The organism is Croceifilum oryzae, assembly GCF_030814315.1.
GTDB lineage: Bacteria > Bacillota > Bacilli > Thermoactinomycetales > Thermoactinomycetaceae > Baia > Baia oryzae.
In genome coordinates this window covers 33,702-48,506 of the sequence record NZ_JAUSUV010000008.1, presented here as the reverse complement: position 1 = coordinate 48,506, position 14,805 = coordinate 33,702, and the positions used below count along the sequence as shown (strand labels likewise).

At 39.0% G+C, this 14,805-nt stretch carries 16 protein-coding genes; 13 read left to right on the top strand and 3 right to left on the bottom strand.

Annotated elements, in window-relative coordinates; all coding sequences use genetic code 11:
* Positions 1-66: 66 nt before the first annotated feature.
* The 12 genes from J2Z48_RS09975 to yfmH all read left to right on the top strand — a co-directional run bounded on the left by J2Z48_RS09975 (position 67) and on the right by yfmH (position 10,995).
* Entirely contained in the window at positions 67-1,347 is a 1,281-nt protein-coding gene (locus tag J2Z48_RS09975) for a helix-turn-helix domain-containing protein (RefSeq protein ID WP_307253140.1), read from the top strand.
* A 167-nt stretch (positions 1,348-1,514) separates the two neighbouring features.
* Complete coding sequence (locus J2Z48_RS09970; protein WP_307253138.1) at positions 1,515-1,658, top strand: hypothetical protein; 144 nt, start codon at positions 1,515-1,517, stop codon at positions 1,656-1,658.
* Positions 1,659-1,738: 80 nt separating this feature from the next.
* Positions 1,739-4,363: a class III lanthionine synthetase LanKC gene (gene lanKC, locus J2Z48_RS09965; RefSeq protein WP_307253137.1), complete on the top strand. Its 2,625-nt coding sequence runs from the start codon at positions 1,739-1,741 to the stop codon at positions 4,361-4,363.
* Positions 4,364-4,381: 18 nt separating this feature from the next.
* Positions 4,382-4,516, top strand: coding sequence for a class III lanthipeptide (locus J2Z48_RS09960; protein ID WP_307253136.1), 135 nt, complete (start codon positions 4,382-4,384; stop codon positions 4,514-4,516).
* Positions 4,517-4,546: 30 nt separating this feature from the next.
* Positions 4,547-4,681, top strand: coding sequence for a class III lanthipeptide (locus tag J2Z48_RS09955; protein ID WP_307253136.1), 135 nt, complete (start codon positions 4,547-4,549; stop codon positions 4,679-4,681).
* Positions 4,682-4,711: 30 nt separating this feature from the next.
* Positions 4,712-4,846: a class III lanthipeptide gene (locus J2Z48_RS09950; RefSeq protein WP_307253136.1), complete on the top strand. Its 135-nt coding sequence runs from the start codon at positions 4,712-4,714 to the stop codon at positions 4,844-4,846.
* 30 nt (positions 4,847-4,876) lie between these two features.
* Entirely contained in the window at positions 4,877-5,011 is a 135-nt protein-coding gene (locus J2Z48_RS09945; protein WP_307253136.1) for a class III lanthipeptide, read from the top strand.
* 136 nt (positions 5,012-5,147) lie between these two features.
* A complete protein-coding gene (locus tag J2Z48_RS09940; RefSeq protein ID WP_307253134.1) occupies positions 5,148-6,005 on the top strand; it encodes an ABC transporter ATP-binding protein in 858 nt (285 codons plus the stop codon).
* Positions 6,002-6,661 (top strand): ABC-2 transporter permease, encoded by a 660-nt coding sequence (locus J2Z48_RS09935; protein WP_307253133.1) that lies wholly within the window; start codon positions 6,002-6,004, stop codon positions 6,659-6,661. The genes J2Z48_RS09940 and J2Z48_RS09935 overlap by 4 nt, the downstream gene beginning before the upstream one ends.
* Before the next feature lie 68 nt (positions 6,662-6,729).
* Positions 6,730-8,418 (top strand): ABC transporter ATP-binding protein, encoded by a 1,689-nt coding sequence (locus J2Z48_RS09930; RefSeq protein WP_307253132.1) that lies wholly within the window; start codon positions 6,730-6,732, stop codon positions 8,416-8,418.
* Between the two features lie 11 nt (positions 8,419-8,429).
* Positions 8,430-9,737: an EF-P 5-aminopentanol modification-associated protein YfmF gene (gene yfmF, locus J2Z48_RS09925; protein ID WP_307253130.1), complete on the top strand. Its 1,308-nt coding sequence runs from the start codon at positions 8,430-8,432 to the stop codon at positions 9,735-9,737.
* A complete protein-coding gene (gene yfmH, locus J2Z48_RS09920) occupies positions 9,706-10,995 on the top strand; it encodes an EF-P 5-aminopentanol modification-associated protein YfmH (protein ID WP_307253129.1) in 1,290 nt (429 codons plus the stop codon). Before yfmF ends, yfmH begins: the two co-directional genes overlap by 32 nt.
* Before the next feature lie 235 nt (positions 10,996-11,230).
* Here the strand turns inward: yfmH and rlmH are convergent, their stop codons facing one another.
* Together rlmH and J2Z48_RS09910 are read right to left on the bottom strand one after the other, a co-directional pair.
* Positions 11,231-11,710, bottom strand: a complete 480-nt coding sequence (gene rlmH / locus J2Z48_RS09915) for a 23S rRNA (pseudouridine(1915)-N(3))-methyltransferase RlmH (RefSeq protein WP_307253127.1) — start codon at positions 11,708-11,710, stop codon at positions 11,231-11,233.
* A 15-nt stretch (positions 11,711-11,725) separates the two neighbouring features.
* Positions 11,726-11,920 carry a CxxH/CxxC protein gene (locus tag J2Z48_RS09910; RefSeq protein ID WP_307253125.1) on the bottom strand — a complete coding sequence of 65 codons (195 nt, stop codon included), beginning with the start codon at positions 11,918-11,920 and terminating at the stop codon, positions 11,726-11,728.
* A 253-nt stretch (positions 11,921-12,173) separates the two neighbouring features.
* Here J2Z48_RS09910 and J2Z48_RS09905 point away from each other — a divergent pair, with 253 nt between their 5' ends.
* Entirely contained in the window at positions 12,174-13,226 is a 1,053-nt protein-coding gene (locus tag J2Z48_RS09905) for a glycosyltransferase WbsX family protein (RefSeq protein ID WP_307253123.1), read from the top strand.
* Between the two features lie 144 nt (positions 13,227-13,370).
* Here J2Z48_RS09905 and J2Z48_RS09900 read toward each other — a convergent pair whose 3' ends face one another.
* The gene (locus tag J2Z48_RS09900) at positions 13,371-14,744 is read right to left on the bottom strand and encodes a S1C family serine protease (RefSeq protein WP_307253121.1); all 1,374 of its coding nucleotides are present in this window, start codon (positions 14,742-14,744) and stop codon (positions 13,371-13,373) included.
* Positions 14,745-14,805: the final 61 nt, after the last annotated feature.

Here is a 14,805-nt window from a genome sequence, read left to right as displayed (position 1 = left end):
CATTTGATTTAATTAATTTCTAAATAAAAAATAAAACAAACAATCAACTTTGCATGAGGTGACAAGATGGTAGTAGGGGATCGAATCAGACAGTTACGCTTACATAAAGGTATGACACAAGGGGAACTGGTAGGCGGAATTACTTCGGTTGCATATCTGAGTCGTGTGGAAAATGGGAACACGAAACCATCTCAGAATTTTATTTCCTCTGTTGCACCTAAGCTAGGAGTAAAAGTAGAAGATTTAATGGAACGACGGGTCGATGATGTAGAGCAGAGAGTTAGAGAGATCTATCGTCAGTTTCAACAGGAAAAAAATATCATAGAAGAAGATCTATCATTTCTACGATTAAATGCTACGGATTTATATCCAACAAGTGTTCATTTGAAGGTATACACTATATTGATCTATTACTATTCTAAGTTGAATATCGACTTGGAAGAAGCATATCGGATATACGAATTATCCCAAAGATTTATATCGGAGCAAGTAGAATCAGGTTTAGAGGAAGAATTTTTTTACTATTATCGTGCGTGTGGGGCGATGTTCTTCAATAAACAAAACTATATGAAGGCAAGTCACTATGATGACCTACGAGAAGAACTCCTTGTTTATGTGACGAATCGTAAGGAGATAGCTAATTTTTATCTTGATAGGAGCGTAACAAAGCAAGAGATTCTAACCGATCAAACGGTTAGTCTTTTTTATGCACAGAAAGCGTATGATCTGTATCTGGAAGTAAATGATCAGGTACAAATAGCTGGTGTATTAATTACGATGGGGATTCAATACCACATGAATCAGCAATTGGATAAATCCGTTGAATCCTTGACAAGGGCGAAGGAATTGGTTGATCCAAATAATAGCTATTTCCTAGGAATCATTGAATTTCATCTAGGAAGAGTTCATGTTGCACAAAGAAACAATGAGGTAGCTATTGAGTACTATCTAAGGAGTCTGCAGTATTATGAACAGCTTGATGTTGAGGAGAAGCGAATCCATGTTTATAAGAGGTTGGTAGAAGTGTATATAGAGTTAAAGGAGTGGGAAAAGGTGGAGTATTATTTGAACGAAGGGCTGACCGCAGTTGACCCAGACCAGTCTCCCTCTCTGTATATTGACTTGTCCTCTATTAAGGCGGGTACTTATCGATTGCGGCAAGATGAGGCTCGATATGAGAAAGAGATGCAACGAATTATTAACCTAGGGGTTGAGAGCCAGCAATTCATTCTAGTTATAAAGTTAGCTAAGCAAATAGCTAGTTACTATTTTGAGAAAAAAGCATATAAGAAGTCAGCAAATTATTTTATGATGGCTACTGAATATGAAGTGAAACTAACACTATAACAAGGGGGGGCTATTTGTCAGCTTAGATATAGTTGGTTAAATGTTTTTAGAAATTTGAGGGTTATTATCTAAAATAAATTGATGTATTTTACTTATTCCATTAAACTGTGGATCTCCATTATTATGAAGACAGAAGATAAATGAACTAGCAGATAGGATGAATATCTATGAAAAAAGTTTCTTATACTTTATTGATGATAGCTTGTTGTGCGTTAATAGTAGGAATAAATACAACAACCATTAAGCCTCCTAAAGGTGATGGTAAGGGTGATGGTGGTCCAATCACTACTGAAGGTATCGGTCGCACGTAAACAACTGTTTATAAAATATATGCTTTCGTATGCGTACTATCAATATAAAAAATAGTAGCTGTATGTAAGGGGTGAATGGGATGAAAGGTGATATGCTCTACCACGGCTATTTAAAACGGGGATCTGAGTATTATGGGCCGCAGGATAAGGTCGATTCGGTAAAAGAATTTTCCGTAGAAGATCGGATAGAAGATATGATCGTATCCGATGATGAAAAAACGATATGGAGATATTATCAATTTAAAGATAAGGTTTTACCTGAGCAGGGATGGAAAATACATGTTAGCGCGACGATGGATGAGGCAGAGCAAGTTTTAAAAGCTGTAAGCGAGGTTTTGATCGAACATAAAGTAGCATTTAAGCATATCAAAAACATAGAAATGCTTCTTCAAATGAATTCGAAAGGAGCCAACAGAGCGAGCTCTGGTAAGTTTATCGCTATATATCCAAAGGACGATAGTGAATTCGTGCACCTACTAGGTGCTCTTCATAAAAAGATCAAACATTATGAAAAAGGACCTTATATCCTGAACGATAAATGTTGGAAAAAAAGCAACGTTTACTATCGATATGGTGGTTTTAATATCATCTATAATGATAAAGGTGAATTATGTATCAGAGATGATAAAGGCGAACTGACTGTAGATGAGAGAACACCTTTTTATCAAGCGCCTAGTTTCGTTAAAGAATTTGATGAATACCTAGATGCATTAAATGATAAGCCAGATAATGAAGATCAAAAGAGCAAGCTTGATCTTTATACCATTCATACGGCTCTCCGTTTTACTAATAGTGGAGGTATATATCTCGCCGAAAGAAAATCCGATAACAAAAAGGTAATTATAAAAGAGGCACGGCCACAGGCTGGTCTAGATGGAAACTCGGTTGATGCAGTAGGAAGACAGAATATAGAGCGCGATGCACTAGAAAAGCTTTCAAGTTTAGAGGGAATTGTTAATGTACTGGATCACTTTAAGGTATGGGAGCATTATTTCCTTGTCGAAGAGCATATAGAAGGAATGGATTTACATTCATGGATTGCGATCCACTATCCTTTCATGAAAAATAAATCGATAGATGACTATCGGGTGAAAATAGGGAAGATCTTATCGCAACTGGTAGTCGTTATGGAAGAAATGCATGATAAAGGTGTAGCAATGGGTGATTTACAGCCAGCCAATATTATGATATCAGAAGATCTTCAAGTGACTTTGATCGATTTTGAAACGGCTAAACAAACCAATTCTCAAGAAAAGCCAGGTATGGGAACAACTGCGTTTGTAAACTCGCAAATTAAAACGAGTGGAGCGATGGATTGGTTCGCATTACAAAAAATTGTACGTTATTCTCTGTTACCAATTCTTTCTTCTGAATGTCTCGATCAATACATAAACGACAACTATTACATGTGGATAAAGACGGTCTACGGAAACGATTTCTATCAGTTTGTTCAAGATATCAATCAAAAATGTACAGATCATCTAGTTGGTTTTGGAGAGGAAGTACAATTGTTTGATAACATTGACGATAGCTATATGCTAAAAAAGGATATTTTGTCCATCATAGAGGGTCTTAGTGATGGGATGAAAGCGAATCTAACTGGGGACATAAGACTGATAAACGGTGATATACGTCAGTACGAACAGAATGATGGGGAGTTAAACGTTTTAAGCGGAGGAGCTGGAGCAGCGATCGCACTTTCGCGAGTGGGAAGCGCAAATGATGAGGTACATCAATGGATTACACAGTATGTACTGAAAAGCGTAGATACGGTTGAGAGTGCAGGGTTGTTTACCGGTAAGTCGGGTATAGCAGGGATGCTGTACGAAAGCGGATACAGAGAAGAGTCATTAGGTATTTTTTCTGAAATAGATAGCTCCTTAGATGATTCAGATATCACATTGAGATCAGGATTAGCAGGGATTGGTTTGGCGTTAGCGAGCCTCTATTTAGAATCAATGGACCCGAGGTTTTTAGAGAAAGCCGAGTCTATAGCAACAAAAATAGATATCTTTTTGGAGGAAAATAGAGAGATTACAGTCGAAGATTGGATAGGTCTTCCAATCGGTTTGATTGATGGATGGTCAGGAGTATCAGTGTTTTATTCAGCGCTCTATGCTCTTACCAAAAAAAGAGGATACTATTTTAGAGCGGTTGAGTTGGTAGTGAGAGATTTGAATAGAACAGTTAGAGATAACGAATTACAGGCATTAAACACGATAGATGACCGGAGTAGACTACTACCTTATCTATCAGGAGGATCGATAGGAGTAGGGATTGCGATATGGTATTTGAATCATGTAAGTGAAGAGAACATGTTTCAAGAAGAGTTGAAGTTCATCTCAAATCTATCCCAGATTAGAACTACCATTACCGGAGGATTATTCGATGGAGCAGGAAGCTTCCTAGTAATACCTCCAATGATCGGGAAAGACCATACAGCGTATCACTCTCAAACAGAAGATATACTGGAGTTGTTGAATCTACATTTGATCGATAAAAAGAACTATTTATCATTTCCTGGTCAGTTTGGGTTTCGTTTGTCGGATGATCTATTCTCGGGTAGCTCTGGTATCATACTAGGGTTGAAAGGGATACTGCAAGAAAACCCATTGTATTGGCTCCCGATTGTAAATATTGATCGATTTTATGAAGGTACTAGATATAAGAGGGAAACCTCGAAAACGATGGTTGGAGTACATTAAGAAGAGGAGGTGAAAAGAATGAATCAAGTATTAGACCTACAAAAACTTGCCCAAAACAACTCAGAGCAACCTGAGATGGGGACTTGGACAGTAGTTGTGCGTACTACTGTAACCACAGTATCCGGCATGTCTACTATCAGTAACAACTGCTAATTAAATTAGACTGTTAAGGAGGTGAAAAGAATGAATCAAGTATTAGACCTACAAAAACTTGCCCAAAACAACTCAGAGCAACCTGAGATGGGGACTTGGACAGTAGTTGTGCGTACTACTGTAACCACAGTATCCGGCATGTCTACTATCAGTAACAACTGCTAATTAAATTAGACTGTTAAGGAGGTGAAAAGAATGAATCAAGTATTGGATCTACAAAAACTTGCCCAAAACAACTCAGAGCAACCTGAGATGGGGACTTGGACAGTAGTTGTGCGTACTACTGTAACCACAGTATCCGGCATGTCTACTATCAGTAACAACTGCTAATTAAATTAGACTGTTAAGGAGGTGAAAAGAATGAATCAAGTATTGGACCTACAAAAACTTGCCCAAAACAACTCAGAGCAACCTGAGATGGGAACTTGGACAGTAGTTGTGCGTACTACTGTAACCACAGTATCCGGCATGTCTACTATCAGTAACAACTGCTAATATGAGTTAGATTGTACCATTTAGTTGAAGATCCTTCAACTAAATGGTACAGCTTTAAATACGGGTTGGATGATGGATTCAGGTTAAACTCCATGAGATCCTTTTTTCTATATCAGTATGTGGAAGGAGAGTAGATATGTCAGTAATGTTGGAAATAGAAAATCTGAGTAAGTGTTTTTCAGGGGGAAAAACGGTATTAAGAGATGTCTCTTTCTCAATTCCACGAGGTACCATTGCCGGATTTATCGGGGATAATGGAGCAGGAAAATCAACAACGATGGGGGTCATTCTAGGAACGTTATCGAGAGATGGGGGATCAGTCAAAATTTTTGGAGAAGAGATGGATTCAAATAAGACCCATCTCAGAGAAGATATCGGTGTCGTATTTGATCAGATGCACTTGCCTAAGCAGTTGAACATCAAGCAGCTAGGTAATGTACTTCGTCTACTCTATAAAAATTGGGATCAAGATATATTTGAATATTACATTACATTTTTCTCTTTACCTATAGATAAGAAGATTGGTGATTTTTCAAGAGGCATGTCTATGAAACTCTCAGTAGCAGTCGCCTTATCGCACGATGCGAAATTACTTATTTTAGATGAAGCAACAGCGGGACTTGATCCGTCCGGTAGACATGATTTATTACAGGTATTAAAGGGTTTTGTGGAGGATGGACAACGTAGTATTTTATTATCGTCGCATATTACAAGCGATATTGAGGCGATAGCGGATGTCCTCATTTTTATTAAGGCAGGAAAGATTTTATTACAAGTTAGTAGAGAGACTCTGATGTCGAGATATGCAGTATTACAGTGTACAGATAAGGAATTTGAACAAATCGAATCAAGTTTGGTTGTTGGATACCAAAGGAAGAGTGATCAGGTTGATGTGCTAGTGTGTGATCTAGAGCAAGTGCCCTCTTCGGTTGTGAGAAAAGATTTTTCTATTGACGATGTGACACTTTTGTTAATGCGAGGTGAGCACGTATGAAAGGCTTATTGTTAAATCAATATTATTCAAATGAAAAGAGTATAAAGGGTTCGTTGATACTAAGTTTTGTTATTACTACTATTTTGCTCTTACTTCCCTATAAACAGACATTACGCCTAGCAGCTTTTCTTCCTTTCGCTATCATGGTCTCTCCTGTACTTGAAGGGTTGAAACTTGAAGCAATGTCTGGATGGAACAAATTTTTGATTACGTTGCCACTGAAAAGAAGCCGTGTGATACAAAGCTATTATCTTTTCTTTTCTATTTTATTGTGTATGGGCTTCTGTGTGGGGATTCTCTCATTTATGTTAGCTGATTTCTTTGCTAAGGATGTACTTACTGAATCTGCACTTATGTCGGTTCTAAAAGGGTTGGGTATGACTCTTATTATGGGAGGCGTTATATTCCCGTTAACCTATCATGTAGGAGTGGAAAAAGCAGAGAAAATCATGACAATTAGTACCGTTGCAAGTCTTGGAATACTTGTTTTCAGTGGTTGGTTGTATGAGGAAACCATTGGTAGTGCGATAATGAATCATTTTCCTAGAGTCCATCCTGATTTTCCGTTTTCGATTCTTTTCTTGGGGATTTCTCTTATGATGTTTATCGCGTCCTACGTGGTTTCAATTCGAATTTACGAACAGAAAGAGTTTTGATTTGTAGTGATGTTCACGGGGGAGGAGATGAAGAAATGAATAGGTCCCATGTGGGAGTTTTAATAAGGATGGTTAAATGGCCCAAGAAAGTTGTTTACGGTGCCTTTTTGGTATCGGTGTTGACAGCTGTTTTAGGAATATTAGTACCATGGGTCACGAAAAACACGATTGATTCGTTTACATCTCATATTGATGCTACCAAGGTATTTTTATTGGTTGGGTTGTTCTTGATGAATGTGGTACTGAGTGGTATTGCACACTACATGATCTCCTATCTAGGTGAGTATACGATCTATCGACTGCGGGAAAAAATGTGGGCTCATATTTTGAGATTGCCCATTGATTACTTTGATAATAATGGCACAGGACAGACAGTAAGTCGGTTAACAGATGATGTATCGACATTAAATAATTTTGTTTCAAAGAAAGTACCTGAGTTTATATCTCAAGCCCTGTTGGTGGTTGGTTCCATCGTATTGTTATTCGTTTTAGATTGGAAGTTAACTCTTGCTTTACTAGTAATGGGCCCCATTTTAACAGTGATTATAGTACCGATCGGAAAAAGGTTGTACACAGTTTCAGGGGAAACCCAAAATGAAATGGCCACTTTTGTTGGAAAATTAAGCAGTGTATTAGCAGAAATGCGCCTCGTTAAAAGTTATAGTGGGGAGAAAAAAGAGTATGCACGTGTGATGAAATCAGGGGAAACTCTATTTCGTCTTAATCTAACAGTGGCGAAGCTACAATCCATCTTTTCTCCTCTTATTTCAGGAATGATTATGTTAATGGTACTTGTGTTACTTGGTTATGGGGGATTGCGTATGGCAGATGGAACCCTTACTCCAGGGACATTTGTTGCGATTATTTTTTATATCATTCAAGCGATTACACCGATTAGTTCGGTAGCTTCCTTTTTTACGGAATATAAAGCGACTTCAGGAGCGACTAAAAGATTGTATGAGATTTACTCTTTATCAGAAGAGAATGTTGATGAGTTAGATGAGTGTACGAAGATTCTTGATGGTCAGATTCGCTTTCACAATGTTTCCTTTTCTTACCATAAAAACTCTGAAGTACTACAAGATATATCTTTTACAGCACAACCAAATCAAATGACAGCGATTGTAGGGCCATCTGGTGCTGGGAAGACAACTTTGTTTCACCTTATTGAGCGTATGTATACGTTTAACAATGGAATGATCTCGTGCGACCAACTTCAAATTGACCAGATTCCATTATCCAGTTGGCGAAAAATGATTGGTTATGTGATGCAAGATAGTGCCATTATGAATGGAACGATTCGAGAAAATATCTTGTATGGTATGGATGCTGCTGATGAAGAGAGGTTGGTTCATTATGCAAAGTTAGCGAATGCACATGACTTTATAAGTAGTCTCCCTGAAGGCTATGATACGGTCGTAGGAGAGAGAGGAATCAAGCTATCAGGGGGCCAAAAGCAACGGATTGCGATTGCGCGCGCTTTTATCATGAATCCCAAGATTTTGTTGCTTGATGAGGCAACGGCTAATTTGGATAGTGAAAGTGAGAGATTAGTGCAGACAGCGATGGTTAATTTGATGAGAAATCGTACCACTCTAGTGATCGCCCATCGGCTTTCGACGATTCGAAATGCGGATCAAATTGTTTTCTTGGATGCAGGGAAAGTGACTGGTATGGGAAAACATGATGAGCTGATGAATACGCATCGTAAGTACGCTGATTTTGTGGAGGGACAGAATTTAAAAATGGCTCAATAGGATGTGGTTAGATGGACAACGTAAAGATAACAACCCACGACTTTGGAGATATACATCTTCATTTATGGAAAACAGATCAATTTAAAACAACATCTATCATGCTAAAGATCAATTCTGCTCTATCGGAAGAGACGGTGACAGCACGAGCGTTGATTCCAGAGATTTTACAAAGTGGAACAACCGATTATCCGAATAGAACGATGATAAAACAAAAGCTTGATGATATGTATGGCGCTGTGCTTATGACAGATATTCAAAAAAATGGTGATCAACATGTAATTACTTTTCGCATAGATGTTGCATCTGAAAGATTTTTATTAAATAAGGTGTCGTTGTTACAGGAAGCACTTCTATTACTACATAAGATTGTGACAGATCCGTGTTTGGAAAACGGTGTTTTTGTAGGGGAGATTGTTGAGCAAGAGAAGCGAGCATTGCGACAGAGAATTCAATCTATCTATGATAATAAGATGGCGTACGCAGCAATGCGAATGACGGAAGAATTGTTTACCGAAGAGATGTATCGTTTGCCTGAGTACGGCCGAGTAGAAGATCTAGATGTACTAGGTCCTAACGATATCTACCATGTATATAAGCAAATGATTCAACATGATCGCATGGACCTATTCATTGTAGGGAGTTTTAATGAGGATTCTACCCAGGAGATAGTGTCGTCCCTGTATGGTGGTAAGCGTTTTGTTCAAGAGCAGCAAATCGTGCGTACATGGAAAAAACCGGTAGAAGAGAAAGTGGTATTTGATAGAAAGGAAGTGAAGCAAGGAGAACTATGTATAGGTTATCGTACATATACAACATTTTTGGACGATGATTATATAGCTATGAGGGTAGCAAACTGTATTTTTGGAGGTTCTCCATCGTCGAAACTGTTTATGAACGTTCGGGAGAAACATAGCCTAGCTTATTTTGTTGGATCAAAGTTAGAGGCTCATAAAGGTGTACTCACTATGACGGCAGGGATTGAGTTAGATACATATGATCAGACTGTGGACATTATGAAAAAACAAGTAGATGCGATGCAACAAGGTGACTTTACAGAAAGAGATTTAGAGCAGGCAAAAGGATGGTTGATTAATCAACTATATGGATCGATTAATACCCCACTAGGCGTTATCGAGTTAGCCTATCCTGAAATCGTAGAGAAACGTCGTCTTTCTGTGATAGATCGTGTTAAGAAAATGAGCAGTGTAACGAAACAAGATGTCATTCGAGCAGCGAATAGATGGGAATTAGATACAATCTACTTTTTGACTGGTGGAGGTGAACAGAATGAAGAAGCTGGTTTATGCACAATTAGATGAAGTACTATATCATGAAGAATTGGATAATGGTCTCAATGTTTACATTTTACCAAAAGAGGGCTTTCATGAAACCTTTGCTACTTTTACAACGAAATATGGATCGATTGATAACACGTTTATCCCACGGGGACTGGTGGAACCGGTAAAAGTACCTGATGGGATTGCTCATTTTCTTGAACATAAAATGTTTGAGGATGAAGAGAAGGACGTTTTCTATGCATTTGGCGAACAGGGAGCATCTGTGAATGCATTTACCAGCTTTACAAGGACGGGGTATTTATTTTCTAGCATGATGCAAGTTGAAAAAAATATCGAAACGTTGCTCGATTTTGTTCAAAAGCCTTATTTTACAGGTCAGTCTATCGAAAAGGAAAAAGGCATCATTGCGCAAGAAATTATGATGTATGCTGATAATCCTGATTGGCGCGCTTATTTTGGTGTGATTGAAAATATGTTTGAGAAGCATCCTGTAAGGATTGATGTTGGTGGGACGATTGAATCGATTACATCCATTACAAAGAAAGACTTAACTATATGCTATGAAACGTTTTACCACCCGAGTAATATGGTGTTATTTATCGTTGGAAATGTTGATCCCGAAGAGATAATGAGGCTTGTACGGGAGAATCAGTCAGCAAAAAAATTCCCAGCTAAGGAAGAAATTATTCGTCATGTGGTACCTGAAGGAACGCCTGCTTATGTTGCAAAACGAACGATATCGATGCCAGTTAGCATGCCAAAGTGTGTCGTAGGGTATAAGGAGAAAAATCCTACAAGGCAAGGAAGAGATTTATTAAAACATCAACTCTCTGTTCAAGTGGTACTCGATTTACTATTTTCACCAAGCTCAAAGATGTATGAAAGATTATATGAGTCGGGTAGTCTTCACGATCCACTTTCATTTCACTACACAGCTGAGTGGGGTTTTGGTTTCTCGGTGATTAGTGGGAATAGTAACAATCCAGATCATATGGCGGATCAAATCACGGAAACGATTACTACATATCAACAAGTAGGTTTTTCGAAGGAGGAAATAGATCGGGCGATTAAGCGAAGAATTGGTGTTGTTTTGCGTTCGCTAAATTCGTTGGATTTTATCGCAAAGGAATTTACGCGATACCAGTTTAATGGTATGAATTTTTTTGATGTTGTTTCGACATTAGAGAGCCTTACATGTTACGATCTGCAAGCTGTTTTAAGAGATCATTTTACACCGGAATATCAGACGGTTTTCATTATTCGGGATGAAAGAGTATAGGGTTCCTTTCATATGTTCGTATTTTGATATCTCAAAGGGGAGTCTCGATGTTTAAGATTACTTGGGATATGGGTCCCATCGCACAGTTTCTAAATGTGGCAGTACTTATTATCATTGTTATTTGGATCATTAGCTTGATAATAAAAACAGTAAAAAAATAATACTCTACATTCTTCTGTTAGAAATAGAAGTACATACAGGGCTAAAAATAGCCCTCTTTTTTATGATGCTTTTACTACTTATGATACGTCTCACCCCTATTAATCTTGCAAGCTCGGTAAATCTGTTCTAACAAGAACACCCGCATAAGCTGATGGGGAAAGGTCATCTTAGAGAAGGATAGGTCCCAGCTTGCGCGGGCATATACTTCCTTAGATAAACCGTGGGAGCCGCCGATAATGAAGCTAAAGTGACTATGTCCGTAAGTGGTGAGGTGGTCTAGTTTTTTAGCTAGCCCTGGGGAGGTTACCATTTCTCCGTTTACGGCGAGAACAATCGCGAATGAGTCGGGGTGGAGGGCTTTTTGGATTCGTTCACCTTCTTTGCGAAGGACTTGCTCAATCTCAGCGTCAGAAGGCTGATCGGAGCACTTCTCTTCTGCTAGCTCAATGACTTCAATCTTGGCATAAGCCTGCAGACGTTTTTGATACTCGTCGCAGGCTTGTTTCAGGAATTTTTCTTTTAGTTTTCCAATGGTAATTAGTTGAATTCGCAAGGTTTATCCTCGATTCTACTCCGTTTGTTCATGAATTCCGTATTCGAGTTCTAGTTGGTACTCGGCTGCTTCTTTGCACCATTTACACGAATGTTCAACAGGTGACTGTAGCGGTTCTAGTGTGGGCGCAGTGTGGAATTCTTCGATCATATCATCCATGACATATTCAAGGTGTTCGTCACAAGCGTACCAAATATGAGAATCTTGCATGAGTCTATCTCCTTTTCACATAGTTCAACACTATTTATTGTGCTAGTTATCCACAGGAACCATACCCTGTCTGTTTTTTATACTCTTCCACGTTCTAACAAATCGTATTGTATGGCTAGTTGAGCGTCAAGGGGAATCGTGTCTTTTTTAAATCAGTTCATGCTCATATTAGAATAGATTTTTCAACAGCCACATATATTGATGGTAATGTACCAATACGCTTGGGATGAAAAATAGCTAAGGAGGGGAAATTTTGAAATTAATTGCTTTCTATTTACCTCAATTTCATGAGATTCCTGAAAATGATAAATGGTGGGGAAAAGGTTTCACTGATTGGGTAAATACTAGGGAATCCGTTGCTCGTTTTCCTGGTCATTACCAACCTAGAGAGCCTTATCAAGATAATTACTACGATCTCGCTGGGGAGCCGCCACGTGAATGGCAGGCACAAATTGCTAAGGAATACGGTATCTATGGATTTTGTTATTACCATTATTGGTTTAAAGGAAAACGAATTTTGCACAAACCACTAGATGCTATTCTACAGTCAGGAAAGCCTGATTTACCATTTTGTCTTTCTTGGGCTAATGATCCTTGGACTCGAAGTTGGGAAGGTTCAGATGAAGTTCTAGAAGCACAAGATTATGGTGAGGAATGGGATTGGCGAGAACACTTTGAATTTCTGCTTCCCGTATTTAAGGATGAACGGTATATTCGAGTAGATAACAAACCGATATTTCTTATATATCGCCCTAGTGATATACCGAGATGTACAGAAATGCTCCAGTATTGGCAGTCATTAGCCAGAGAGAATGGACTAGATGGAATCCATCTCATTCAAACGTTAAACCGCTTTTATAATCCAGAGATAGAAGGATTTGAAGCCCGCGTTGAATTTGAGCCAGGGTATACGATGAATCTCACTCATGCTCATGGTTGTCATGAATATGTGGAAGGTTATCAAAAGCCGTATTTTCTGATCAATTATGATTTATACTGGAAATATATAGTAGATAGAAAGGCTAGCAACGATCCAATCAAAACGTATCTGGGAGCTTTCGCTGATTGGGATAACTCTGCTCGAGCTAAAGGAGAAGAGGATCCCCTCATTTTTTCTAGCGTATCACCAGAAAAGTTTGCTACTTATCTAGATCAACAAATTAAAAAGTCAATCGAAATGGGTAGCGAATTGTTATTTATTAATGCTTGGAATGAATGGGCAGAAGGGGCTTATCTCGAACCAGATAAAAAATATGAATTTCAATATTTAGAAGCAGTACGAAAAGCGGTTGATCATAATCTGTAATAAGTGTTTTTTTGGAAAATGAGCGGTTAGGATCAGTTTTATCCACATTACCCACAGGATATCCACAAGATATAGACAAGATAACACATAGCATATCAAAATGTAGGAAAAAGCCCCACTATGTAGTGGAGCTTTTTTTTATTCCTATTGAGGATTGCGTTCGAGTGTTAGGGAAGCGGTCTGTTTTTGTCCACTTCGATAATAAGTAACCTTTACTTGTTCGCCAATTTGTTTCTTTTTATAGAGGAAGCTACGAAGTTCGGAGCCATTCGTAACGGTTTGATCATCTAAGGCGACGATTAAATCACGGGATTTTAACCCAGCTTTGCTTGCTGGAGTTCCGTTGGAAACGCTTTTGACAATAGCACCACCATCTACATCATTTGGAATGCGCAATTCTTTCCAGAGTGTAGGTGTGATTTTATCTAGGTCAATTAACTCGACGCCAAGGTACGGACGTGGGACTTTTCCGTTCTTAATCAGTGCATTTAGGAGCGGACGAGCTTCATTGGAAGGAATCGCGAAGCCAAGTCCTTCTACACCTTGCTCGGCAATCTTCAGGCTATTGATTCCGATCACTTGCCCAGCGGCATTTAATAAAGCCCCACCGCTGTTACCTGGGTTAATAGCAGCGTCAGTTTGGATGACATCGGTAGAGATACCTTTTCCAAGATCAATCGTCCGCTTGGCAGAGCTGATGACTCCTACTGTAACAGACTGTGAGAATTGTGGACCGAGGGGATTCCCGATCGCGATTGCGGGTTCCCCAGCTTTAACAGCATCTGAGTTTCCGAAATCCGCTACTGTTGTTACATTGGTAGCATCAATTTCGAGAACAGCTAAGTCTGTGATCTGATCTGTGCCGAGTACTTTGGCTGTTACGGGTTTTGATTTCCCTTTTTCAGCTGGTATGTTTACTTGCACACTTTGATTATCGGCAATCACATGGTAGTTAGTAGCAACCAGTGCTTTGTTCGTTTCTTTGTTTTTCTCAAAGACGATTCCAGACCCAGTTCCTTGTTTCCGACTTTCTCCCCCGGAACTGAAGAAGTCGTCCGATTTTGCTATATTATCGATCCCCACTACAGCATTTTGTACTTTGGCTACGGCTTCTGTAATGTTGGAATTCACTTGTACTGAAGTAGCTTTGCTGGGTCCGGAATAGCTACTATTGAGTGGTCCGTTTCCTGAAGGAATGATTCCTGCACGGAACAGAAGGGGTGTACATGCTAGTACGATTAATCCCCCTACGACAGCAGACGCGATCGCAGTAACCCAAGTAGGAGTCCGCTTCTTCTTGGGCTTAGGAGACTCGTTATAGTCCATCGTCATATACTCTGGACGAGACATGACAAAGGGCTGAGGCGTGATAGGCTCATGTGGCCGGGATTGGTAAAAGACTTCTGGTTCTTGTTGCTGAGTTTCATGTGATGCTTTTGTTTCGTGGTTTTCATGATTTGAATTTGCTTTATTTTCCTCTGAGAATTGAGAGCCAAATGGATCTTGGTTGTTGTTCATAATGGGTTCTCATCCTTTCTATTTCCAAAGTGAACAAACTCAGTGTTTGTGATCGATCCTC